Genomic DNA, 25,435 nt, shown 5'->3' with positions numbered 1-25,435 from the left:
AGTACATGAAAAAAATGCGAATATATGAATATGCAAAAGAAAAAGACGTGGCAAGCAAAGTCATCATTGATCAACTAAAAGAATCTGGGTTCGCTGTAACAAACCATATGTCTGTTTTAGATGATAAGATGGTCGCAACGTTAGAAGGTGGCAAAACAGCAACAACAAACACTGCTGCGACTAAGAACACAGAAAATAGTGGTCAACGTTCGAAGCCTAACAATGATGGGAAACGCAATCAATCTCGGCCTTCCAATAACAAAAATCAACCCAACCGTGGCAATAAGCAACAACCTAAGCGCGGTGGGCAAAGACAAGAGCCACCAAAACCAAAGCCATTACCTGAAAAAATCACGTTTGTGGGTTCGCTAACGGTTGGAGAGATCGCGAAAGAACTACATAAAGAGCCTTCAGAAATCATTAAAAAATTAATGATGCTTGGCGTTATGGCGACTATTAACCAAGAATTAGATAAAGACACAATTGAGCTAATTGCTGGTGATTATGGTGTTGAAGTTGAGGAAGAAATTGTTATTGATGAAATGGACTTTGAAAGTTATGTTGATGAGGATTCAGAGGAAGACTTACAAGAGAGACCACCTGTTGTCACAATTATGGGTCACGTTGATCACGGAAAAACAACGTTACTCGATTCGATTCGCCACACAAAAGTGACAGAAGGAGAAGCTGGTGGGATTACTCAACATATTGGTGCCTACCAAATTGAATCTGGTAGTAAGAAGATTACATTCCTTGATACACCAGGTCACGCTGCTTTTACTACGATGCGTGCTCGCGGTGCGCAAGTTACCGATATTACCATTTTGGTTGTCGCTGCAGATGACGGTGTTATGCCACAAACAAAAGAGGCTATCAGTCATGCGAAAGCAGCTGGAGTACCAATTATTGTTGCAGTCAATAAAATTGATAAAGAAGCTGCCAATCCAGACCGTGTGATGCAGGAGTTGACAGAGTTTCAATTGGTTCCTGAAGCATGGGGTGGAGATACAATTTTTGTTAATGTATCGGCTCTTACAGGAACAGGAATTGATGAGTTATTAGAAATGATTCTACTTGTTTCGGAAGTAGAGGAACTAAAAGCAAATCCTGATAAGTTAGCAAAAGGAACGGTTATTGAAGCTGAATTAGATAAAGGTCGTGGGGCAGTTGCGACACTTTTAGTTCAAAGCGGTACGTTGAAAGTGGGAGACCCAATTGTTGTAGGTTCGGCATTTGGTCGAGTTCGTGCGATGGTCAATGATCTTGGGCGTCGTGTGAAAGAAGTGGGACCATCTACTCCTGTTGAAATTACTGGATTAAATGAAGTACCACTTGCAGGTGATCAATTCCAAGCTTTTGCAGATGAGAAAAAAGCTCGTCAAATTGGAGAAGCTCGCATGTCTCGTCAACGTGAGGAAAATCTTGCTGAAAACTCTAAAGTAAGCTTAGACGATCTATTTAATCAAATTCAGCAAGGTGAAGTAAAAGATATTAATATCATTATTAAAGCAGATGTTCAAGGTTCAGTTGAAGCGATGCGAGGTTCATTAGAAAAGATTGACGTTGAAGGTGTCAAAGTAAATATTATTCATACAGGTGTTGGAGCGATTACGGAATATGACGTTATGCTTGCATCAGCTTCTAATGCCATTGTAATTGGATTTAACGTACGACCTGATGTCAATGCTAAGCGTACGGCTGAGGCAGAAAAAGTGGATATTCGTCTTCATCGTGTCATTTATAATGCGATTGACGAAATTGAAGCAGCGATGAAAGGGATGCTTGACCCTGAATTCGAAGAAAAAGTTATCGGTCAAGTGGAAGTACGTACGACATTTAAAGTATCGAAAGTGGGTACAATTGCCGGAGCGTATGTAACAGATGGAAAAGTAACAAGAGATTCTACTGTTCGTCTTATTCGTGATGGAATTGTTATTTACGAAGGTTCTATTAATGCACTGAAACGATTTAAGGACGATGCAAAAGAAGTCGCTGCAGGGTACGAATGTGGAATTACCCTTGAGAACTACAATGATATAAAAGAAGGCGACATTATCGAAGCATACGTTATGGAAGAAATTGAGCGTAAATGATCATCGGGTTCGTTCGGCTAGAGCTCCTCATTTATGATGCTCAATCCTTGAAAGACAAACGCTCTGTTTTAAAAAGTATTCAAACAAGATTAAAGCAGCGGTTTAACCTTTCAGTTGCAGAAACAGATCATCATGATGTTTGGCAAAGGGCTGAATTAACAATGGTAACTGTTTCAAATGAACGTTCTGTTTGTGAACGCGAACTGCAAAGGGCACTTGCATTAATTGATGGTGAACCAAAAGCAGAAAGAACGGTTACCGATTATGAATGGCTCTAACGTAAAGAACAGAGGTGAAAGCTATGAGTAATGTTCGTGCACACCGAGTCGGTGAACAAATGAAAAAAGAACTTAGTGATATTATTATGAGAGAACTGAAAGATCCTCGCGTAAGTTTTGTTACGGTTACGGGCGTGGATGTCACAGGAGATCTTCAGCAAGCAAAAGTATTTATTACAGTTCTTGGAAGTGACGAACAAAAAGAAGCAACTCTTCAAGCATTATCAAAAGCAAAAGGATTTATTCGTTCTGAAATCGGAAAACGAATACGTCTACGCAAAACACCAGATATTTTCTTTGAATTTGATGAATCGATCGAATATGGAAACCGCATCGAAACACTTCTTCAGGATATCAATAAACATGAAAGATAAGTACAAGAGGGGTAGGAGAGCGAATGCTCTTCTACCCTTTTTTAGAACTGCAATGTAAAAACAGTAAAAGTGGAGGAAGTCATGAACCCAAGTGGAATCTTAATTTTACATAAGCCAAGAGGTATGACATCACATGATTGTGTGATGAAAGTAAGACGGCTCTTTCAAACAAAAAAAGTAGGGCATACTGGTACGCTTGATCCTGATGTAAATGGCGTTTTGCCAATTTGTATAGGAAAAGCTACAAAAGTGGTAGAATATATGTCTGATTACTCTAAGGAGTATGAAGGTGAAGTAACAATGGGATATTCAACAACAACAGAAGATAAAAGTGGAGATAGGGTACATTCAAAACCTGTAACGAAACAATGGAATGAAAAAGAAATTGAAGAGACACTGGAACAATTTCGAGGAGATATCATTCAAGTCCCTCCTATGTATTCTGCTGTTAAAGTGAAAGGGAAAAAGTTATATGAATATGCACGAGCTGGTCAGGAAGTCGAACGTCCTCAGCGGAGAATTACAATACATTCTCTAGAACGTTTATCGGAGATTATTTATAAGGAAGAGACTGCTTCCTTTCGTTTTCGTGTACATTGCAGTAAGGGTACGTATGTTCGCACGCTCGCTGTTGATATAGGACAAATGCTTGGATATCCAGCTCATATGTCTGATCTAGTCCGTACATCCTCAGGTCCCTATAAACTGGAAGACAGCAAAACATTTGAACAATTAGAAAAAGAAAAAGAGAATGGAACGCTCTTTTCTCACTTAATCCCTTTTGATACAGCAGTAGACTATTTGCCAAGTTGTGTGGTAGATCAAGAAACAGAACAGTTAATTAAGAATGGATCTGTTCTTCCTGTTAATAAAGGGTTAGAAGAAATGCGTTTTACCGTTTATAATGAAAAAGGGGATTGCTTAGCTGTTTATAAGCAGCATCCAACGAAAGACGGGCTTATTAAACCGGAGAAAATGTTCTGGACAGGCGAGTCAGTCTAATAATTTGGGAGTGAAAAGGGGATCTTTTATGGAGACCATTTATTTGAATCATCCAATAGATGAACAGACGTTACATCAAAAGAAATCAGTTATGGCTCTAGGTTATTTTGATGGTGTTCACATAGGTCATCAAGCAGTTATAAAACAAGCAATAAAGATAGCTAAAGATTTAGGTGTATCAACATCTGTAATGACGTTTCATCCTCATCCAAAAGAAGTATTGAGGAAAACGGAAATGAATTACATAACACCATTACCTGATAAAATAAAAAAAATTGAAAAACTAGGAATTGACACTCTTTATGTTGTTAATTTCACTACATCGTTTGCTAGTTTGACACCTCAGCAATTTGTTGATCATTATTTAATAGGTTTGCAGGTTGTACATGCAGTGGCAGGGTTTGACTTTACGTACGGCGCTCTTGGTAAAGGAACAATGGAGACTTTGCCATTTCATGCAAGAAATCGATTAGATTCAACGGTTGTTCGGAAGCATGTTGCTGGGGATGATGAAAAAGTAAGTTCTACAAAGATTCGACAACTGCTTGATAATGGTGACGTCGCTAGTGTCACTGAGCTGTTAGGAGAAGAATACAAGATTAGGGGAACGGTAGTGAATGGAGAAAAACGAGGTCGAACGATTGGATTTCCAACAGCCAATGTTGAACCTATTGAACGGTATATCATTCCGCGAACAGGGGTTTATGCAGTAAGATTAACGGTTGATAAGGAACAATATAATGGAGTTTGTAATATTGGTTTCAAACCTACGTTTCATAATGAGCAGGAATCCACTCCGACTATTGAGGTTCATCTTTTTTCTTTTGATAAAGATATTTACGGACTTGATGTTGAAATTCAGTGGCATTCACGTATTCGGTCAGAGAAGAAATTTGCCGGCTTTGAGCAGTTAGTAGAACAAATTAAACGAGACAAAGAGGCAGCTGAATCTTTATTAAATTCAAAAGTCTATGAATAAACGCGAAAACTTGCAATTCATCGTAAAAAAAGGTATAGTATTGTTTGTACTACAGTACAAATCCGTTTCTTGGCAGATCGATTCACCGACGTTTGCTAGGGAATAGGAGATAAAAAAAGGAGGTGAATAGGATGGCTTTAACACAAGAGCGTAAGAATGAGTTAATCGCTGAATTCAAAACGCATGACACGGACACTGGTTCTCCAGAGGTTCAAGTTGCTATCCTAACAGAGCAAATCAACACATTAAATGAGCACTTACGTACTCATAAGAAGGATCACCATTCACGTCGTGGTCTTCTTAAAATGGTAGGTCAACGTCGTAACTTGTTAACGTATCTTCGTAACAAGGATGTTACACGTTACCGTAACCTAGTTGATAAGCTTGGTTTACGCCGATAATTCGTGATGAAAGCGGGATAAATTCCCGCTTTTTTCTTGATCTAATAACATTGGTAATTTGACTAAAATTACCCAATCTTATATATTCTTTTAGTTTTTAATGAAATTGGTAATAATAAATGAAGCTGGATTAATAATGGTGTACGAGAGGAGTACGCGTAATGGAACAAGAAAAACAAGTATTTACAATGCAGTGGGCTGGGAGAGAACTAACTGTAGAAACTGGCCAATTAGCGAAACAAGCTAATGGTGCAGTCCTTGTTAGATATGGTGACACAGCAGTGTTATCAACAGCTACCGCTTCTAAAGAACCAAAAGATTTAAACTTCTTTCCTCTAACAGTAAATTATGAGGAGCGTTTATATGCAGCTGGGAAAATTCCTGGTGGATTTATTAAAAGAGAGGGACGTCCAAGTGAGAGAGCGATTTTAACAAGTCGTTTAATTGATCGTCCAATTCGACCGCTCTTCCCTGATGGGTTCAGAAATGAAGTGCAAGTGATTAGTATTGTAATGAGTTCAGATCAAAACGCCTCTTCTGAAATGGCGGCAATGATTGGTTCATCTCTTGCTCTTTGTGTTTCTGATATTCCTTTTGATGGTCCTATTGCAGGTGTGACAGTTGGGAGATTAGATGGAGAGTTTATCATTAACCCAACAACGGAACAATTAGAGCAAAGTGATATTGATCTTGTTGTTGCAGGAACAAAAGAAGCAATCAACATGGTTGAAGCTGGAGCATCTGAAGTGACCGAAGAAGCAATGTTAGAAGCGATCATGTTTGGTCATGAGGAAATTAAGAAATTAATTGCATTTCAAGAAGGTATTGCTAAAGCTGTAGGGAAAGAAAAATCAGAAGTACAATTAAAAATTGTTGATGCTGATTTAGAACAGGAAGTACGCCAATTAGCAGAAGCGGAATTAAAAGAAGCCGTTCAAGTACAAGAGAAGCATGCACGTGCGGAAGCAATCGACGCTATTAAGGATAAAACGATTGCGGTTTTTGAAGAAAAAGAAGATCTAAATTTAGGGGATGTAAAAGAAGTTTTACATAAGATTGTAAAAGAAGAAGTACGTCGTCTAATTACGGTTGACAAAGTTCGTCCAGATGGGCGGAAGGTTGATGAAATTCGTCCACTTGCTTCACAAGTAGGTCTGCTTCCACGTACACATGGATCTGGTCTCTTTACCCGTGGACAAACACAAGCATTAAGTATTTGTACACTTGGGGCATTAGGTGATGTACAAATTCTTGATGGGCTTGGTATAGAAGAATCAAAACGATTTATGCACCATTACAATTTCCCACAATTTAGTGTAGGGGAAACAGGACCAATTCGTGGACCAGGTCGACGTGAAATTGGACATGGAGCATTAGGAGAACGTGCCCTTGAACCAGTCATTCCAAATGAAAACGAATTCCCTTATACGGTTCGTCTAGTATCAGAAGTGTTAGAATCGAACGGTTCCACTTCACAGGCTAGTATTTGTGCAAGTACTCTTGCAATGATGGATGCGGGCGTACCAATTAAAGCACCAGTAGCAGGAATCGCTATGGGACTAGTCAAGCAGGAAGAACATGTATCTGTTTTGACTGATATTCAAGGTATGGAAGATGCATTAGGGGATATGGACTTTAAGGTCGCTGGTACTAGAGAAGGTATTACGGCGTTACAAATGGATATTAAAATTTCAGGTATTAATCGTGAAATTTTAGAAGAAGCGCTTGCTCAAGCAAAAAGAGGGCGCATGCATATTTTAGATAATATGTTATCTGCATTAAGCGAATACCGCACCGAGCTATCTACTTATGCTCCGAAAATCATGACAATGAAAATTAATCCAGACAAGATCCGTGATGTTATAGGACCAAGCGGAAAAATGATTAATAAAATCATTGAAGAAACGGGAGTAAAGATTGATATTGAACAAGATGGAACGGTTTATATTTCTTCAGTTGAGATGTCGATGAATGAGAAAGCACGTTCTATTATTGAAGATATCGTACGAGAAGTGGAAGTTGGTCAGACATACCTTGGTAAAGTGAAACGAGTTGAAAAGTTTGGAGCTTTTGTTGAACTGTTCAAAGGTAAAGATGGACTCGTCCATATTTCTCAACTTGCTGAAGAGCGTGTTGAAAAAGTAGAGGATGTTGTAAAGCTTGGCGATGAAATTCTTGTCCGTGTAACAGAGATCGATAATCAAGGAAGAGTTAATCTTTCACGAAAAGTCATCCTCAAAGAAGAAAAAGAACGTAAGCAACAGGCACAGAAGTAACCATGTGTGTAAAAAGGAGACTGGGGGAAGTAAACCTAGTCTCCTTTTGCGTTCTAACCTGTCCTACTCTAGCATACAATCGCACTAGAGGAGGAGGGAACGGGAATGAAGAAAAACATGATTCATATAGGTGTATTCTGCATGGTTGTCATTCTATCCATTGGAGCTGTCCAAAATCCATTTGCTTTAAATTATATAAGTGAATTGAAGCAAGAAAGTGAAACGGTCTTTAACAAGCAGGACGCTCTGTACGAGGAGATAGTGGCAAGATCAGAATCTTATCTAGAACCGGCGATTGATGCACGAATCGATAAAGTGTGGAAAGCAGTACCAGGTTATAATGGGGTAGAAGTTGACGTGGAAGCTTCGTATGATAAGATGAAGAAGCTAGACGGCTTTGATGAGAGCCGACTTGTCTTTAATGAAACAAGTCCGAATGTCCATTTAGATGATTTGCCTCCTTCCCCGATATATAAGGGCAATGAAAACAAGCCGGTAGTAACTTTTTTAGTGAATGTGGCATGGGGAAATGAATACTTACCGGACATGTTAAAAACATTAAAAGAACATGAACTACATACAACATTCTTCTTAGATGGTTCATGGGTGAAAAATAATCCAAGCCTCGCTAAAATGCTTGTAGAAGAGGGGCACGAGATAGGAAATCATGCCTATTCCCACCCAGATATGAATAAATTGACAATAGGTCGAATTGATGAAGAATTACAGAAAACAAACTCAGTGATTGAAGCGACAATTGAAGTTACACCTAAATGGTTCGCTCCACCTAGTGGAAGTTACAATCAAGCTGTTGTTGATCAGGCCGATAGCCAAGGAATGAAAACGGTCCTGTGGTCTGTGGATACAGTCGATTGGAGAAAACCGAATACGTCTGAGATGGTTAATCGAGTCCTTTCAAAAGTACACAACGGAGCCATGATTCTCATGCATCCAACCAAGCCGACAGCAGAGGGACTAGAAGACTTAATTATCGGAATCCAAGAAAAAGGTTATAAAATTGGAACAGTTTCAGATGTCCTTTCAGAGGAGCGAGTTACGCTAGGTGTAACCCTTGATAATAATAAGGGGGATTAAGTGTGGTAAAAAGAATACAGTTAGACAATGGTGTTCGAATATTAGCAGAGAATATTTCGTCGGTCCGTTCTGTCTCAATAGGCGTTTGGATCGGAACGGGCTCTCGGTTTGAAACAAAAGAAGAAAACGGAATTTCACATTTTTTAGAGCATATGTTTTTTAAAGGGACAACAACACGCTCCGCAGCAGACATTGCTGAATCATTTGATAGCATTGGTGGTCAAGTGAACGCGTTTACCTCAAAAGAGTATACGTGCTATTATGCGAAAGTGTTAGATGATCACGCTGGATTTGCGGTGGATGTTCTCGCTGATATGTTCTTTAATTCTGTGTTTGATGAAACAGAACTTCAGAAAGAAAAGAATGTTGTTTTTGAAGAAATTAAGATGGTTGACGATACTCCTGATGACATTGTTCATGATCTACTGAGCGAAGCTAGCTATAAAAATCATTCTCTCGGGTATCCCATCTTAGGAACTGTCGCTACATTAGATACATTTAATGGGGACTCGTTAAGAGAATATATGTCTCGTTTCTATACTGGAGACCACGTTGTGATATCAGTAGCAGGGAACATTACAGATGAAGTGATTGAACAACTAAAAGAAACATTCTCTAAAGTAAGCCCTACTACGTATCAACATAAAGTAGAAAAGCCTACTTTTTATGCTAACACGATTGTTCGTCAAAAAGAGACGGAACAAGCTCACCTTTGTTTAGGTTATCCTGGTTTAGCAATTGGAGAGAAAGACGTTTATGCTCTCGTATTGTTAAATAACCTTTTAGGTGGTAGCATGAGTAGCAGATTGTTTCAAGAAATACGAGAAAAAAGAGGACTGTGTTATTCCGTATTTTCATACCATTCCTCTTATCAAGACAGTGGGATGCTAACCATCTATGCAGCTACTGCTCATAATCAATTAGAGGATTTAACAAAAGCATTACAAGAAACGGCGTTTACACTTGCGGATGTAGGGATGACAGAGAAGGAATTAAAAAACGGAAAAGAACAATTAAAAGGTAGTCTTATGCTAAGTTTAGAAAGCACCAATAGTCGTATGAGCCGAAACGGCAAAAATGAACTTTTATTGAAAAAGCACCGAACACTTGATGAGGTTGTAGAAGAAATTGATAGTGTATCCATTTCACAAGTGAATCAACTGGCTGCTTCGATATTAAAAGAACAGCCTTCCGTGTCTTTAATTAATACAACAGGTATTTTGCCTTCATCCTTTGTTCAATAAAATATTTTATAAAAGACTGGCTCCAGCTGGTCTTTTTTTTGCTCTTGTCTCATAGCTTACTACTAATGAGGGACGAGGAGGTAATCTGATGAGACTTAGTGAAATTAGCAGCAAAGAGATTATCGATTATCAAAAAGGAGAACGACTAGGAATATTAGGGCAAACAGACTTATTAGTAAACGAGGAAACAGGGGAGATCGAAGCGTTTATCATTCCAACAATGAAATGGTTTGGTTTTGGAAAAAAAGATCGAGAAGTAACGGTCTATTGGAATCAAGTTAAAAAAATAGGTGAAGATATGATCATTATTAATCTTGACCAATTTGAGTGAAAAACATATATGACTAATAAGTTATAGCCTTTGTATAAGGGCTATTTTTTTTTGCGAGAACGACACCTTATAGTGCGACTTTTTTAGAAAAGAAATGGTGATGTCCATATTAATTTGGTATTCACCTATTGAATATACAGTACATATGCTATGGTGAATCGTTGCTGTTCATCCTTTGCTCACGGGAACGAGTGCAATTTGGTGTCGCTTGTGTTTAGAGTTATTTAGCACGATGAAAGCGAAACGTCTCTTTCTTAAGCGGCCTGCGATGATGATCAGATTCGCATGATTGAAAGGAGAACAAGAGCAAATGTTAACAGATAAGCATGTAGTTGTCATTGGAGGAGATGCACGTCAATTAGAGATCATCAGAAAACTCTCAACATTGGATGCCAAAATATCTATGGTAGGTTTTGATCAGTTGAATGATGGTTTTATTGGTGCATCCAAACACACATTAGAGGACATTGAATGGTCTTCGGTAGATGCTATTTTGCTACCGGTAAGTGGAACGAGTACAGATGGAAATATTGAGACGGTGTTCTCGAATGAATCACTCATCTTAAAGGTCGAGCACCTCCAAAAAACGCCGAAACATTGTGTCATCTATTCAGGTATAAGCAATAATTACCTTGACCAATGCGTAGAAAAAGCAGAACGTTCATTAGTGAAACTAATGGAGCGAGATGACGTGGCTATCTACAATTCCATTCCTACAGCAGAAGGAACCGTTATGATGGCAATTCAACATACCGATATTACCATTCACCGAGCCAAAGTAGCTGTTCTAGGCTTAGGTAGGGTTGGGATGTCTGTTGCAAGAACGTTTAGCGCATTAGGAGCCGAAGTTAAGGTTGGAGCTAATGAATCACATCAGCTAGCAAGAATTACCGAAATGGGGTTAAAGCCATTTCACACGGATCATATCAAAGAAGAATTAAAAGACGTCGATTTGTGTATAAACACAATACCAGCCCGCGTTATTACAGCAAATGTATTAGCTGAGATGCCTCTTCACACTCTTATTATTGATTTAGCCTCTAAGCCTGGTGGTACTGATTTTCGTTATGCAGAAAAGCGGGGGATGAAAGCGTTACTTGCTCCTGGATTACCGGGCATTGTAGCACCTAAAACAGCTGGTCAAATTTTAGCTGACGTCCTAGCGGGATTGTTAACGACTGAAACGAAAAAGTAAGAGGAGGATGAATCATGTCACTAAAAGGAAAACACATTGGTTTTGGTATTTCGGCATCTCATTGTACGTATGAAGAGGTTATGCCACAAATTGAAAAGCTAATAAAACTAGGAGCGAAAGTAACGCCATTTGTCTCTGGAAACGTTCAATCGACTGATACCAAGTTTGGAACGAGTGCCTATTGGTTAAAAAGAATTGAAGAAATTACAGAAGAGCCGTTAGTCGACTCTATTGTGAAAGCTGAGCCTTTTGGTCCGAAGACTCCGTTAGACTGTATGGTGCTAGCTCCAATTACGGGCAATTCAACAAGCAAACTAGCGAATGCAATGACAGACGGACCTGTTTTAATGGGAGCAAAAGCAACATTACGAAGCGGCAATCCAGTAGTCTTAGGAATATCAACGAACGATGCGTTAGGACTTAACGGTGTAAATATTATGAAACTAATGGCAACGAAAAATATATACTTTATTCCTTTTGGGCAAGATGATCCAGTAAATAAACCAAACTCGTTAGTAGCTAGAATGGAAGCATTAACGGATACAGTTGAGTCTGCTCTAGCTGGGAAGCAATATCAGCCTGTACTAGTGGAAAAATTCAGAGATTAACGAATTCACGCGGTTGCACAAATGAAATATTTCCCTTAAAGTTTAATAGAGAAAAGCAACAGATACAAACGAGTTTGGATATGCTATAATCAATCCAAACTCAGTGAAGTTCTATTAAACGTTGTAAGCAGATGAGGGGAGACGAACACAAATGTCAAATTATCATGTAGCTGTAGTAGGCGCAACAGGCGCAGTAGGTCAACAAATGTTAAAAACATTGGAGGAAAGGGATTTTCCAATTGCGAGTTTGAAATTGTTATCTTCAAAACGCTCTGCAGGAAAAGTCTTAACCTTTAAAGGGCAAGAATATACAGTAGAAGAAGCTTCTCCAGAATCGTTTGAAGGGGTTCAAATTGCTTTATTTTCAGCAGGAGGATCTGTTTCAAAAGCGTTAGCACCAGAAGCTGTCAAACGTGGCGCGATTGTGGTTGACAATACAAGTGCGTTTAGAATGGATCCAACGGTACCTCTTGTTGTTCCAGAAGTAAACGAAGGAGCTTTACGTAACCATAATGGAATCATCGCTAATCCGAATTGTTCGACGATTCAAATGGTCGTTGCACTTGAGCCAATCCGTGAGAAATACGGTTTGAAAAAAGTGGTTGTTTCAACATATCAAGCCGTTTCCGGTGCAGGACTTGAGGCAATTGAAGAAATGAAGCAACAAACAAAAGACATTCTAGATGGAAAAGAATTCACGCCTGAGATTTTACCAGTAGGTGGAGACAAGAAGCATTATCAAATCGCATTTAATGCCATCCCGCAAATTGATCTGTTTCAAGAAAATGGCTATACATTTGAAGAAATGAAAATGATCAATGAAACAAAGAAGATTATGGAAATGGCAGAACTTGAAGTAGCAGCTACGTGTGTTCGTTTACCGGTTGAAACAGGTCATTCAGAATCTGTATATATTGAGACGGAAAAAGGTGGGGCAACAGTAGCAGAACTTAAAGATCTTCTTGCCAATTCACCTGGTGTAACGTTACAAGATGATCCTGCTAATCAAGTGTATCCATTGGCTTCAGAATGTGTGGGCAAGAATGATGTATTTGTTGGAAGAATTCGTCATGATCTTGACCGTAACAATGGCTACCACATGTGGATTGTTTCCGATAATCTACTAAAAGGTGCAGCGTGGAATTCAGTACAAATTGCTGAAAGTCTCGTAAAATTAGATCTTTTATCGTAATTAAAGTAGGTGTCATATGAAAATTATTGTTCAGAAATTCGGTGGTACGTCTGTACGAGATGACCAGAGCAGATCAATGGCAGCAAACCATGTGAAAAAAGCTGTTGAAGATGGCTATAAAGTCATTGTCGTTGTATCAGCAATGGGGCGTAAGGGAGAGCCTTATGCAACAGATACATTACTTGGGCTTATTAATCACAAACAGGTTCCAAAGAGGGAACAAGATCTTCTTGTTTCATGTGGAGAAGTGATTTCTTCTGTTGTTTTTACAGATCTTCTGCAAAGTATGGGCATTCAAGCAATGGCAATGACTGGTGCTCAAGCTGGGTTTAGAACGAACAACGACTTTTCGAATGCAAAGATTATAGATATGAAATGTGATGGCTTAAAAAAGCAGCTACAGTCATGTGATGTGATTGTGGTTGCTGGATTCCAAGGCCAAACATTTGAAGGAGAAACGACGACGCTTGGTAGAGGTGGGAGCGATACTTCAGCTACAGCTTTAGGTGCAGCTCTTCAAGTAGAATGGGTCGATATTTTTACGGATGTCGAAGGGGTTATGACAGCAGATCCGAGAATTGTTGAAGATGCCCGGGCACTTGATGCCATGTCCTATGAAGAAATTTGCAATATGGCTTATCAAGGGGCAAAGGTAATTCATCCTCGAGCTGTCGAAGTTGCCATGCAAGCCCGTATTCCAATTCGCGTTCGTTCAACGTATTCTTCGAAAGAAGGAACGCTTGTTACAGCGAAAATAGCCAAACCAGCAACAGAAGTAAAAGACCGAGTAATTACCGGAATTGCGAATTTAGCTAATGTTGCTCAGATTAAGGTATTCGCAAAAGAAGGTGAATATGATCTCCAAGAGAAAGTATTTAAGGCAATGGCATCCGCGGAAATTAGTGTTGATTTTATCAACATTAATCTTCGGGGGGTCTGCTACACGGTAATGGAAGATGTCGCTGACAAAGCTATTGAGGTTTTGCATCATATGGGCTATGAACCTGAAGTGATGAGAAACTGTGCGAAAGTGTCAGCGGTAGGAGCCGGAATGAGTGGTGTTCCGGGAGTTACTGCTAAGATTGTAAGTGCATTGTCGAAGCAAAACATTCAAATACTTCAATCAGCTGATTCTCATACTACAATTTGGGTACTTGTTAAAGAAGAAGATATGGTTAAAGCAGTAAACGCACTCCATCACATGTTTCAACTTGAACAAATCGGACAACAAGAAGAAACCACTTAGAAATATGAAACAAGGAGCTGAAGGTTATGTACTTTGGCCATATTGTTACCGCGATGGTAACACCATTTACCCATGAAGGTTTAATTGATGTTGAGAACACGAAAAAGTTAATTGATTATCTAATTGCAAATGGAACGGATGCAATTGTTGTATCAGGAACAACTGGAGAATCTCCAACGTTAACGACAGATGAAAAGCTAGAATTATTTGATGTTTGTGTGCAGCATGTGAACAAACGGATCCCTGTAATTGCTGGAACCGGGAGCAATAATACGCAAGCGTCGATTGAATTAACAAAAAGGGCAGAGAGCATAGGGGTAGATGGGATTATGCTCGTAGCTCCTTATTACAATAAACCATCTCAAGAAGGGATGTATGAGCATTTCAAAAAAGTAGCTGAATCTACAGACCTTCCTATTATGCTCTATAATGTTCCTGGAAGAACAGGAGTACAGATTCTGGCAGAAACAACAATTGCTCTATCTAAAATCTCCAATATTGTTTCGATTAAAGAAGCAAGTGGAGATTTAGAACAGATGGCTTCGATTGTTTCAGCTGTTGAAGAAGATTTCACCCTTTATACTGGTGACGATGCAAATGCTCTTCCAGCCATGGCTATAGGAGCAATCGGAGTCGTTTCAGTTGCCTCACATGTTATCGGCAATGAAATGAAAGAGATGATTGATTTCTATAAAAGAGGAAAAGTAAAAGAAGCAGCGAAAGCCCATCGAACATTGTTGCCGACGATGAAAGCTATGTTTTTAGCGCCAAATCCTACCTGTGTAAAATTTGCTCTCGCAGAGAAAGGACTTGATGTAGGAGATGTGCGTCTCCCATTGCTTTCTTTAACTCATGATCAAAAAGCAATTGTAAAGGCAAGTTTATTGAAAAGAAGCTAATCCATTCGGATTGGCTTCTTTTTGTGTGTTTCATTTGCTAGTTTGATAATAGTGTAAGTATTTCAGTTGTGTGAATGAGAATGTTCTTAGTTCAGTCTTGTGTTTCATTTCCTTAATAAGGTATACTAATTGTAATTGATTTGTTCGGGTTAGATTGAATCGGGTATGCCGATCATCTGTTTTTTAGCGAGTGACATCATCTACGCCAAGGATGAAAGAACGGTTTAGACAAACATGAATAACTTTTCGGATAGATTTAGAAAAAGTAGGAGGAACGTCCATTGTCAAAAGAATATATAGAGAAAGTACGTGTTTTTGCCTTAGGTGGAGTCGGTGAAATAGGCAAAAATATGTATGTTGTTGAAGTAGATGAAGACATCTTGGTCGTTGATGCGGGATTAATGTTTCCGGATGACGACATGTTAGGTGTAGATATTGTTATACCTGATGTATCATACCTAGTTGAAAATGCCGAGCGTGTGCAAGGGATCTTTTTAACACATGGTCATGAAGATCATATCGGAGGTTTATCTTACGTATTAAAGAAAATTAATGTTCCTGTTTATGGAACAAAGTTAACCCTTGGCCTAGTTGAAGAAAAGTTAAAAGAAGCAGGAATCTACCGTCATACTACCTTACATTTGATCGATTCTAATTCACGTCTAACAATTGGAACTACATCTGTATCGTTTTTCCGTACAAATCATAGTATTCCGGATTCAGTTGGTATTTGTTTTGAAACGTCACAAGGAGCAGTTGTTCATACGGGGGACTTTAAGTTTGACCAAACCCCTGTTGATGGAAAGCATGCTGAAATTGGAAAAATGGCGGCAATTGGTGAACGAGGAGTTCTTTGCCTTTTATCAGATAGTACGAATGCAGAACGTCCAGGTACAACAAAATCAGAAACAGAAGTTGGACAAGGGATTGCTGAAGTATTTGAGAAGACAGAAGGACGGATTATTGTTACTACGTTTGCATCCAATGTCCACCGAATCCAACAAGTGATTCAAGCTGCGTTAAAGGCAAATAGAAAGCTTGTTGTTGTAGGAAAAAGTATGGTTCGTGTGATCACGATTGCTACCAAATTAGGTTACCTTGAAGCACCGAAAGATATCTTTATTGATATTGATCAAATAGGTAAGTATAAAGATGAACAGTTAGCTGTCTTAACAACGGGAAGCCAAGGTGAGCCGATGTCGGCTTTAACAAGGATGGCAAAAGGAGCCCATAGGCAAATCACAATTACAGACGAAGATACCGTAATCATTGCTGCATCTGCTATTCCAGGTAACGAAAAATCAGTATCCGCTATCATTGATAAGTTACACAGAATTGGTGCTGATGTTGTTTATGGACAAGCGAAAGTCCACGCATCAGGGCATGGAAGTCAGGAAGAATTAAAGTTAATGCTTAACTTAATGAAACCTAAATATTTTGTTCCTGTTCATGGGGAATTTCGAATGCAATATGCTCACCGAGAATTAGCCATGCAAACGGGGATGGCACAGGAAAATATTTTTCTTGTTGATAAAGGTGAAGTAGTTGAATTTACGAATGGGCAAGCGAGAAAAACAGGAAAAGTCCCTTCTGGTAATGTATTAATTGATGGACTTGGGGTAGGCGATGTTGGCAATATTGTGCTGAGAGATCGGCGTTTGCTTTCAAAAGACGGAATTTTAGTCGTTGTTGTCACATTGAACAAAAAAACGGGTGAATTTGTGTCTGGTCCAAATATTATCTCTCGTGGGTTTGTTTATGTTCGTGAGTCTGAAAAATTATTAGATGATGCTAATGAATTAGTAGGAGTTATTTTGAAGAAATGTGTGAATGAGAATGTAAATGAATGGTCTTCTCTAAAGAGTAATGTTCGAGAAGGGCTAAGTCGTTTCTTATTTGAAAAAACAAAAAGACGTCCGATGATATTGCCAATTATTATGGAAGTGTAATAAGTAAAAAAGGCAAAACCAAAAGAGATGGATTCCTAGCCGGATACCATCTCTTTTTTATGATGTGTTCACCCATTTAAATTTGATACCAATCATGTAAAACATCCTTATTTTTTGGATGATAAAGGGAGATCAGGATCATACTACTCCTAGTGATGATTTAAGGAGGATTTGTTGATGACGATGGAATACCCAAATCAAGAACAACAACCAACACCTGCTGCACCACCGAAAGATCAAAAGAGCTCAGGTATTATAGAAAAAATACAAGAACTAGGTCAGACAAATGTGCCAGATATGGGACAATCTAATATTCATTGCATGACAGTAGTTGGTCAAATTGAAGGACATATGCAACTTCCTCCTCAAAATAAAACGACCAAATATGAACATATTATCCCGCAGTTAGTTGCGATTGAACAGAATCCCAAAATTGAAGGTCTACTTTTAATTCTTAATACGGTAGGTGGAGATGTGGAAGCTGGTTTAGCGATTTCCGAAATGATTGCGTCTATGTCAAAGCCGTCAGTAACCCTCGTTTTAGGTGGGGGACACTCAATTGGTGTACCAATCGCGGTTGCTGCAAACCATTCATTTATTGCAGAAACAGCAACGATGACCATTCATCCTGTTCGCTTAACGGGACTCGTTATTGGCGTTCCACAAACGTTTGAATATCTAGATAAAATGCAAGAACGTGTTATCAATTTTGTGACTAAGAATTCTTCCATATCAGAAGAAAAATTTAAAGAGCTAATGCTTTCTAAAGGAAATTTAACGCGTGATATTGGAACGAATGTTGTTGGCACGGATGCAGTTGAGTACGGATTAATTAATGAAGTTGGAGGAATTGGACAGGCACTAAAGAAATTAAATGAATTAATTGATCAAAATAAACAAGGTCCAGAAGGAGATGTCGTTCAATGATCCTTTACACGATGATGCCTCATGAGATGGTTTTCCCTGAAGACGATCAGCAGTATACGTCCCAACAAGTGATTTCATGTGAGGCCGGTCATTTAGTCGTTGAACAAATTAATCATAGCCAATATCGAGTCGTTCGCCTAATAAGTGGAAATGTCATGAACTATTTGGATGAGAAATATGCTCCCGGATCAATCATTCAAGCAAATCCTCAACTTTAGCTCTGTAGAGAGTGTTTGTCTTATGCTATAATAATTTCATCCAAGCATGGTCGAAGCAGCCAATTTTGGCTGCTTCTTAATATTATTGACTATTTTTAGCAGTAAAGGGTGAAAGGTATGGCAAGGCGTAAGAAAAAAAGAAAAACCGAGTGGAAATCACAGCTATCTTTTGAATTAATCGGTCTCGGGCTATTAGTCATTGCCGTCGTTACATTTGCACGGTTAGGAACGGTAGGGGAAACCTTTGTACGACTCTTTCGCTTTTTCTTAGGTGAGTGGTTTGTCGTATTAGCAATAGGCCTACTTGTCGTTTCCTTATATATTATGATAAAGCGACAAAAGCCGAAGTTCTGGTCAAGAAGGTTATCAGGCATTTATGTTATCATTCTATCATTTGTTTTATTCAGTCATGTTGGTTTGTTTCACCAATTAAGTGGCGGGGAAGGATTTGAAGATCAATCGGTCATTCGAAATACGTGGAAATTATTTTGGATGGAAATGCAAGGAGAAACCCCTCCAGCCGATTTAGGGGGAGGGATGGTCGGGTCCCTAGCTTTTGCAGTTAGTCATTTTTTGTTTGCTGAAATGGGCACGTATTTTCTTTGTTTTATCCTCTTCATTATTGGTTTCATCTTACTAACAGGTAAATCACTTTCTGAATTTATTGGAAAAGCATTTAGAAAGTGCTATCTCTTTGTGATAGACACATTTACAAGTCTTTTAAGTGAGCTAAAACAGTTACGTGAGAAAGCCAATCAGCGTTTTGAAGAAGAACGAGCTGCTCAGCGTGAAAGAAAGAAAGCACGTGAGGAAGAAAAGAAACTAGTTGATAAAAATCAACACGTAGAAGCGGAAGAAAAAGCGGAAGATTTAGAACCAGAAATTGTTGATTTTACACAGAAAGCATACAAACCACAAGGTCAGGAACCGAAGAAACATAGTTCTCCTCCAACTGTTGGAAATGAAGAAGAAAAAGGAGAAGAAGTACAAGTGGCGCTTGTAACAGCCGAAGAAACGAATGAAGCCTATAAACTACCGGACGTTCATATGCTAAAGTTGCCAAATAACCCTAGTCAAACAAATGAAAAAAAACATTTGACTGCAAATGCTAGGAAGCTTGAACAAACGCTTGAAAGTTTTGGGGTCAAGGCGCGAGTCTCAAAAGTTCATTTGGGACCTGCTGTTACAAAGTATGAAGTGAATCCAAATGTAGGTGTGAAAGTCAGCAAAATTGTTAATTTGGCTGATGATCTAGCATTAGCACTTGCAGCCAAAGATATTCGGATTGAGGCTCCTATTCCTGGGAAATCTGCTATTGGAATTGAAGTGCCAAACCACGAGGTTGCCATTGTTACGTTGCGTGAAGTTCTCGATTCTTCTGAATCAGCATCTGAAAAAAATGTGCTTGCTGTTGGACTAGGAAGAGATATATCAGGAGAGCCAGTTTTAGCGCATTTAAATAAAATGCCACACTTACTAGTGGCAGGAGCAACGGGAAGTGGAAAAAGTGTTTGTATTAATGGAATCATTACAAGCATTTTAATGAAGGCGAAACCGCATGAGGTCAAGTTGATGATGATTGACCCTAAGATGGTTGAGTTAACAGTTTATAACGGCATTCCTCATTTGTTAACACCTGTTGTGACAGAGCCGAAAAAGGCATCTCAGGCATTGAAGAAAGTCGTTGCCGAGATGGAAAGGCGATATGACTTATTTTCACATAGTGGAACAAGAAATATTGAGGGGTATAATGATCTTGTAAATCGTCAAAATGAAGAAGGAGAAGCCAAACAACCAACATTGCCATATATTGTTGTTATCGTGGACGAGCTTGCCGATTTAATGATGGTAGCTTCAGGTGATGTAGAAGATTCAATTGCACGATTAGCACAGATGGCTCGTGCCGCAGGAATTCATATGATCATTGCGACTCAACGTCCTTCAGTAGATGTTATTACAGGAGTAATTAAAGCCAATATTCCATCGAGAATTGCTTTTGGAGTTTCCTCTCAAACAGACTCGAGAACGATTTTAGATTCTGGTGGAGCAGAGAAACTGCTTGGGCGTGGAGATATGTTATATATGCCAGTAGGAGCTACAAAACCAAAGAGAGTGCAAGGGGCCTTTCTATCAGATGGGGAGGTTGAAGAAGTCGTTGATTTCGTCATTTCCCAGCAAAAAGCACAATATCAAGAAGAGATGACACCAACAGAAGAGCAAGTGGTAACGGAAAAAGTAGAAGATGATTTGTATGATGCAGCTGTTGAGTTGATAATCGAAATGAATACGGCCTCTGTTTCTATGCTTCAGAGAAGATTTCGAATCGGTTATACAAGAGCGGCAAGGTTAATAGATGAGATGGAAATTCGGGGAATCGTTGGTCCATACGAAGGAAGTAAACCACGGGAAGTATTAATAGAAAAGCCGAAGGAAGATGAAGTCTCGTCTTAAATTGAAAAGGGGTTCTATAGAAGGGGTTGAGAATGTGATAAGAGCAGACCACAGACCATTATATTTACAGGTGATTGATCGCCTAAAAGAAGATATAGAGAGAAATGTTTATGAGGAAGGCGAAAAGTTACCTTCAGAATTTGAACTATCTAAATTACTCGGTGTAAGTCGTGCGACACTGCGTGAGGCATTACGTTTATTGGAAGAAGAAGGAGTAGTCATTCGTCGACATGGTGTGGGTACGTTCGTTCATTCAAAGCCTTTATTTTCTGCAGGAATTGAAGAATTAGATAGTGTTACCGATATGATTGTGAAAGCAAAAATGAATCCAGGTACCATCTTTCTATCCTCCGCAGTACAAGATGCTACGGAGGAGGATAAAAGAAAATTTGCCAATGATCAGTTAACTGAAATTATGGAAATTGAAAGAGTCCGTACGGCTGATGACTCCCCAGTTGTATATTGTTTAGATCGAATTCCTAATGAATTAGTGAAACATCATTCTATCCATGAAACGAAATCAATTTTTCGGTTTTTAGAAGATATAGGAAGAACGATTACGTATGCCATTACGTATGTTGAACCAATTGGTTATCATGAACATGTATCTGATATTTTAGAATGTGAACCAGGGGCTTCACTCTTATTATTAAAGCAAATGCACTACGATCAAGCGGAACAACCAGTTTTGTATTCATTAAATTATTTCCGAGCGGATAAATTTAAATTTCATGTTGTGAGAAAACGAAATTAACAGTAAAAAGCGCCCTTGAAATCTAGGGCGCTTTTTACTTATTCCATATATTGTTATAGATGGAGGGAATGATAGCCTTTTCAAAAAAGTGGTGTGAATTAGTAGACAGCAAGGTAAAAGAAGACGATAATCGAGGAGATGGCATTAATACATAGATAAAATCAATTTTGGGAGGGGTACACTTTGTTGAAACTTAGTATATTGGATCAATCTCCTATAGCTACTGGGGTGAATGCAAGAACAGCCATTAAGCAAACGGCTAATTTAGCCGTATGGGCTGAACAGTTAGGCTATTACCGTTTTTGGGTCTCGGAACATCATGATGCTGGAAGAGTAGCAGGATCTACCCCTGAAGTATTATTAGCCCACATTGGGGGAATAACAAAGAAAATTCGTATTGGTTCCGGAGGTGTGATGCTTCCCCATTACAGTTCTTACAAAGTGGCAGAAAACTTTAAAATGCTTGAAGCGCTCTATCCAAATCGAATTGATCTTGGTTTAGGTCGTGCAGCAGGTGGCAATCCAATTGCAACGATGGCACTCCAAAATAATCCGGATGGAAACAGAGATCGTTACCCAGAACAAATTGAAGATCTAAAGGGTTACTTAACAGAACTTCCTCAAGCTCACCGTTTTTATGGAATCACAGCAACACCAATGGTGGACACTTTGCCTGAATTATGGCTTTTAGGATCAAGCGGAGGAAGCGCGCGAATTGCAGCCGAAAAGGGAACAGCTTTTACTTTTGCTCATTTTATTAATGGTGCAGGCGGAGAAGATGTTGTAAAAGCATATAAAGAGCATTTTCAACCTTCAGAGTTTTATGCAAAACCAGAAGCGAGTGTAGCCATTCATCTTATTTGTGCGGATACAGATGAGGAAGCAAACCGTTTGGCGACAAGTTTAGATCTTTCCCTCCTTATGCTTCAAAAAGGGGAACGTTCAATGGAAATTCCAACAGTGGATGCAGCTCTAAATTATCCGTATACACAACATGATATCGAACAAATAAAAGAAAACCGTAAGAGGATGATTGTAGGGGACCCAAAGAAAGTGAAGAAGTCCATTGAATCATTGGCAACCACATATGACGTTAACGAAGTAATAATAATTACCATTACTCATGATTTTCAAGCTCGGATGCGTTCATTTGAATTAGTAGCAAATATGTTTCAGATGAATGAGTAAGATTTCTTACTTGATTGAAAATACTTATAACGAATGAAATAAATGGAAAAAGTGTAGAGTGAGGAAGCGTATTGTGATTGGTAATCGTATCGTTTCCTGTGTAAAAAAAGAATGTAAGTATAACCTAAACGTGATTGGCTAAAAGGAGATGATTGACGTGACGCAAGTCGAGGAGCGTATCAATGAATTGAAAGGTTTAACCGTTCATTCTATGTATACGAATAAATACAAGACCAATTCACTAATTCTTATGATTAAAGCGCCATTAACAAAAGAAACGGTCGCTATGCGGGCATTATTGCCACATATTTTGCAAAATGGAACAGCAAATAGTCCATCAAGAAAACAGTTACGTGAAAGATTAGATGACATGTACGGAGCAATGTTAGCGACGGATGTACAAAAAAAAGGAGAGGAGCATGTTATTTCTATTCGCCTTGATGTCGCGAATGAACGCTATTTATCCGACACGACTCCACTATTTGATAATGCCATTTCATTATTAGCAGAAGTGATCTTTCAACCGCAACTCGAAAATGGAACGTTTGTGACCTCTGTAGTGGAAAGTGAAAAGCGTTCATTAAAACAAAGAATTCAATCAGTTTATGATGACAAAATGCGCTATGCAAATGTTCGTGTAACAGAAGAGATGTGCAAAGGCGAACCTTTTGCCCTCACGGCTTTTGGGACGGAAGAAGAAGTAGAGGCAATTACAGCTGAATCGATTTTTTCATATTATCAGGATTTGTTAAAAAGCAATCAATTTGACCTTTATATTGTGGGAGCCATTGAAGGTACGGAAGTCATTCAAAAGGTAGAAGAGAAGTTTAATTCTTTATCAGAGAGAAAAGTGGCTCCATTTGAGACTTCTCAAAGTCCAGAAGTCAAAGAAGTTAATGTGGTCAATGACGAACAAGATGTTAAACAAGGGAAATTGCATATGGGCTTTCGAACGTATACGACATATGCTGACGATGATTATGTTGCGATGCAAGTATGTAATGGACTGTATGGCGCTTTCTCTCATTCTAAATTATTTATCAATGTGCGAGAAAAAGAAAGTCTTGCTTATTACGCGGCATCTAGATTTGAAAGTCATAAAGGAATTATGATGGTGATGTCTGGAATTGAGTTCTCTAAATATGATCGAGCGGTTGAAATTATTAAGGAACAATTTGAAGCAATGAAGCAAGGTGATTTTACTGAAGCAGAAGTAGAACAAACGAAAGCAATGTTGAAAAATCAACTACTAGAGACGGCGGATGTAGCAAGAGGGCTGGTCGAGTTATCTTATCACCAAGTAGTAAGTGGAAAGAATCGGTCAATTGAACAATGGATGCAACAAATTGATAAAGTGACAAAAGAGGATATTGTTCGCGTTGCCAAAAAAGTAAAATTAGATACGATTTATTTCTTAAAAGGTAAGGAGGAGAGCCAATGAAACCAGTTCAATTCCAACAAGTAGACGAAACACTTTATCATGAAAAACTAGATAACGGCTTAGATGTCTATATCTTGCCGAAAGAAGGGTTTAATAAAACGTTTGCCACCTTTACAACAAAATATGGTTCAATAGACCAAACATTTACTCCGCTTGGAAAAGAAGAGCCTCTTACGGTTCCAGATGGGATTGCTCACTTTCTTGAACATAAGATGTTTGAAGATGAGGAAGGAGATGTGTTTCAAGATTTTAGTAAGCAAGGAGCTTCGGCCAATGCATTTACGAGCTTTACTCGAACCGCTTACCTTTTCTCAAGCACAAATGAAGTTGAGAAGAATCTTGAGACGTTACTGAACTTTGTTCAGCACCCTTATTTTACAGAGGAAAGTGTAGAAAAAGAAAAAGGAATTATTAATCAAGAGATTACTATGTATGACGACAATCCCGATTGGCGGGCTTATTTCGGAGTTATAGAAAATATGTTTCATCATCACCCTGTAAAGATTGATATTGCGGGGACAATTGATTCAATTTCTAATATAACAAAAGATTTGTTGTACACTTGTTATGAGACGTTCTATCACCCAGCAAACATGCTGTTGTTTGTAATTGGCCCAGTAGATCCAGCAGAAATTATGCAACAAGTAAAGGAAAACCAAGGGAAGAAAGATTTTGCCGCACCTGAAGAGATAAAGCGTTTCTTTGAAGAAGAGCCTGATACGGTAGCAAAAGAGAAGAATGTAATTACCATGCCGGTTCAAACGCCAAAATGTTTAGTTGGATTTAAGGAGACTGGAGCTACTAGACAAGGAAAAGAGTTACTAAAGCGTGAACTTTCTTTAAATATACTGCTTGATTTGATGTTTGGTCAAAGCTCTGATAATTACCAGACTCTTTTTGATGAAGGACTTATTGACGATTCCTTCTCTTTTGATCACTCAGCAGAAGAAGGCTTCGGCTTTACTATTATTGGTGGAGATACGAAATATCCAGATAAACTTGCTCAAAGACTAAAAGAAATGGTCCAAACATTTAAAGAAAGAAAGTTAACAGATGACCAAGTGAATCGAGCGATTAAAAAGAAAATTGGTTCCTTTTTACGTTCATTAAATTCTCCAGAGTATATCGCTAATCAGTTTACAAGGTATGAATTTAATGATATGAATTTATTTGATGTAGTTCCTATGCTTGAAAGTATTAATGCAGGTCAACTTAGTGAAGTATTACAAAGTCATTTTGAATTTAATCGTTTTACGGTATGCCAAGTAAAGGCAGAGGGGTTTGAAGAATAAAG

23 protein-coding genes are annotated in these 25,435 nt (G+C 38.7%); all 23 read left to right on the top strand.

Annotation, left to right across the window (positions count from 1 at the left end; genetic code table 11):
• Positions 1-5 precede the first annotated feature (5 nt).
• The 23 genes from infB to yfmH all read left to right on the top strand — a co-directional run bounded on the left by infB (position 6) and on the right by yfmH (position 25,433).
• Entirely contained in the window at positions 6-2,093 is a 2,088-nt protein-coding gene (infB, locus tag N0O92_RS02000; protein ID WP_315612938.1) for a translation initiation factor IF-2, read from the top strand.
• Complete coding sequence (locus N0O92_RS01995) at positions 2,090-2,371, top strand: DUF503 domain-containing protein (RefSeq protein WP_396334459.1); 282 nt, start codon at positions 2,090-2,092, stop codon at positions 2,369-2,371. Before infB ends, N0O92_RS01995 begins: the two co-directional genes overlap by 4 nt.
• Before the next feature lie 23 nt (positions 2,372-2,394).
• Complete coding sequence (gene rbfA, locus N0O92_RS01990; protein ID WP_315612937.1) at positions 2,395-2,745, top strand: 30S ribosome-binding factor RbfA; 351 nt, start codon at positions 2,395-2,397, stop codon at positions 2,743-2,745.
• A gap of 81 nt (positions 2,746-2,826) precedes the next feature.
• Positions 2,827-3,747, top strand: a complete 921-nt coding sequence (gene truB, locus N0O92_RS01985; RefSeq protein ID WP_315612936.1) for a tRNA pseudouridine(55) synthase TruB — start codon at positions 2,827-2,829, stop codon at positions 3,745-3,747.
• 28 nt (positions 3,748-3,775) lie between these two features.
• Positions 3,776-4,726 carry a bifunctional riboflavin kinase/FAD synthetase gene (gene ribF, locus N0O92_RS01980; RefSeq protein WP_315612935.1) on the top strand — a complete coding sequence of 317 codons (951 nt, stop codon included), beginning with the start codon at positions 3,776-3,778 and terminating at the stop codon, positions 4,724-4,726.
• A gap of 131 nt (positions 4,727-4,857) precedes the next feature.
• Positions 4,858-5,127, top strand: a complete 270-nt coding sequence (gene rpsO / locus N0O92_RS01975) for a 30S ribosomal protein S15 (protein ID WP_012959342.1) — start codon at positions 4,858-4,860, stop codon at positions 5,125-5,127.
• 161 nt (positions 5,128-5,288) lie between these two features.
• A complete protein-coding gene (gene pnp, locus N0O92_RS01970; RefSeq protein WP_315612934.1) occupies positions 5,289-7,403 on the top strand; it encodes a polyribonucleotide nucleotidyltransferase in 2,115 nt (704 codons plus the stop codon).
• A gap of 105 nt (positions 7,404-7,508) precedes the next feature.
• Positions 7,509-8,498 carry a polysaccharide deacetylase family protein gene (locus tag N0O92_RS01965; protein ID WP_315612933.1) on the top strand — a complete coding sequence of 330 codons (990 nt, stop codon included), beginning with the start codon at positions 7,509-7,511 and terminating at the stop codon, positions 8,496-8,498.
• A gap of 2 nt (positions 8,499-8,500) precedes the next feature.
• Positions 8,501-9,742 carry a M16 family metallopeptidase gene (locus N0O92_RS01960; protein ID WP_315612932.1) on the top strand — a complete coding sequence of 414 codons (1,242 nt, stop codon included), beginning with the start codon at positions 8,501-8,503 and terminating at the stop codon, positions 9,740-9,742.
• Positions 9,743-9,830: 88 nt separating this feature from the next.
• On the top strand, positions 9,831-10,073 hold the full coding sequence (locus N0O92_RS01955; RefSeq protein WP_315612931.1) for a YlmC/YmxH family sporulation protein: 243 nt from the start codon (positions 9,831-9,833) through the stop codon (positions 10,071-10,073).
• 310 nt (positions 10,074-10,383) lie between these two features.
• Entirely contained in the window at positions 10,384-11,268 is an 885-nt protein-coding gene (gene dpaA, locus N0O92_RS01950) for a dipicolinic acid synthetase subunit A (protein ID WP_315612930.1), read from the top strand.
• Between the two features lie 14 nt (positions 11,269-11,282).
• Positions 11,283-11,876 (top strand): dipicolinate synthase subunit B, encoded by a 594-nt coding sequence (locus N0O92_RS01945; protein ID WP_315612929.1) that lies wholly within the window; start codon positions 11,283-11,285, stop codon positions 11,874-11,876.
• Positions 11,877-12,027: 151 nt separating this feature from the next.
• Complete coding sequence (asd, locus tag N0O92_RS01940) at positions 12,028-13,068, top strand: aspartate-semialdehyde dehydrogenase (protein ID WP_315612928.1); 1,041 nt, start codon at positions 12,028-12,030, stop codon at positions 13,066-13,068.
• Between the two features lie 16 nt (positions 13,069-13,084).
• Complete coding sequence (dapG, locus tag N0O92_RS01935) at positions 13,085-14,314, top strand: aspartate kinase (protein WP_315612927.1); 1,230 nt, start codon at positions 13,085-13,087, stop codon at positions 14,312-14,314.
• A gap of 26 nt (positions 14,315-14,340) precedes the next feature.
• A complete protein-coding gene (gene dapA, locus N0O92_RS01930; RefSeq protein ID WP_315612926.1) occupies positions 14,341-15,213 on the top strand; it encodes a 4-hydroxy-tetrahydrodipicolinate synthase in 873 nt (290 codons plus the stop codon).
• 281 nt (positions 15,214-15,494) lie between these two features.
• Positions 15,495-17,162, top strand: coding sequence for a ribonuclease J (locus N0O92_RS01925; RefSeq protein ID WP_315612925.1), 1,668 nt, complete (start codon positions 15,495-15,497; stop codon positions 17,160-17,162).
• A 183-nt stretch (positions 17,163-17,345) separates the two neighbouring features.
• Positions 17,346-18,089 (top strand): ClpP family protease, encoded by a 744-nt coding sequence (locus N0O92_RS01920; RefSeq protein ID WP_315613235.1) that lies wholly within the window; start codon positions 17,346-17,348, stop codon positions 18,087-18,089.
• A complete protein-coding gene (locus tag N0O92_RS01915) occupies positions 18,086-18,307 on the top strand; it encodes a YlzJ-like family protein (RefSeq protein ID WP_315612924.1) in 222 nt (73 codons plus the stop codon). Before N0O92_RS01920 ends, N0O92_RS01915 begins: the two co-directional genes overlap by 4 nt.
• 117 nt (positions 18,308-18,424) lie before the next feature.
• Positions 18,425-20,758, top strand: a complete 2,334-nt coding sequence (locus N0O92_RS01910; RefSeq protein WP_315612923.1) for an FtsK/SpoIIIE family DNA translocase — start codon at positions 18,425-18,427, stop codon at positions 20,756-20,758.
• Positions 20,759-20,792: 34 nt separating this feature from the next.
• Positions 20,793-21,512 (top strand): GntR family transcriptional regulator, encoded by a 720-nt coding sequence (locus N0O92_RS01905; RefSeq protein ID WP_315612922.1) that lies wholly within the window; start codon positions 20,793-20,795, stop codon positions 21,510-21,512.
• 183 nt (positions 21,513-21,695) lie between these two features.
• Positions 21,696-22,700 (top strand): LLM class flavin-dependent oxidoreductase, encoded by a 1,005-nt coding sequence (locus N0O92_RS01900; protein ID WP_315612921.1) that lies wholly within the window; start codon positions 21,696-21,698, stop codon positions 22,698-22,700.
• A gap of 211 nt (positions 22,701-22,911) precedes the next feature.
• Entirely contained in the window at positions 22,912-24,141 is a 1,230-nt protein-coding gene (yfmF, locus tag N0O92_RS01895; protein WP_315613234.1) for an EF-P 5-aminopentanol modification-associated protein YfmF, read from the top strand.
• Positions 24,138-25,433, top strand: coding sequence for an EF-P 5-aminopentanol modification-associated protein YfmH (yfmH, locus tag N0O92_RS01890; protein WP_315612920.1), 1,296 nt, complete (start codon positions 24,138-24,140; stop codon positions 25,431-25,433). The genes yfmF and yfmH overlap by 4 nt, the downstream gene beginning before the upstream one ends.
• Positions 25,434-25,435 lie beyond the last annotated feature (2 nt).

It is taken from the genome of Alkalihalobacillus sp. MEB130 (assembly GCF_032335535.1).
Taxonomy (GTDB): domain Bacteria; phylum Bacillota; class Bacilli; order Bacillales; family Bacillaceae_D; genus Halalkalibacter.
This window is presented reverse-complemented; position numbering and strand designations above follow the sequence as displayed.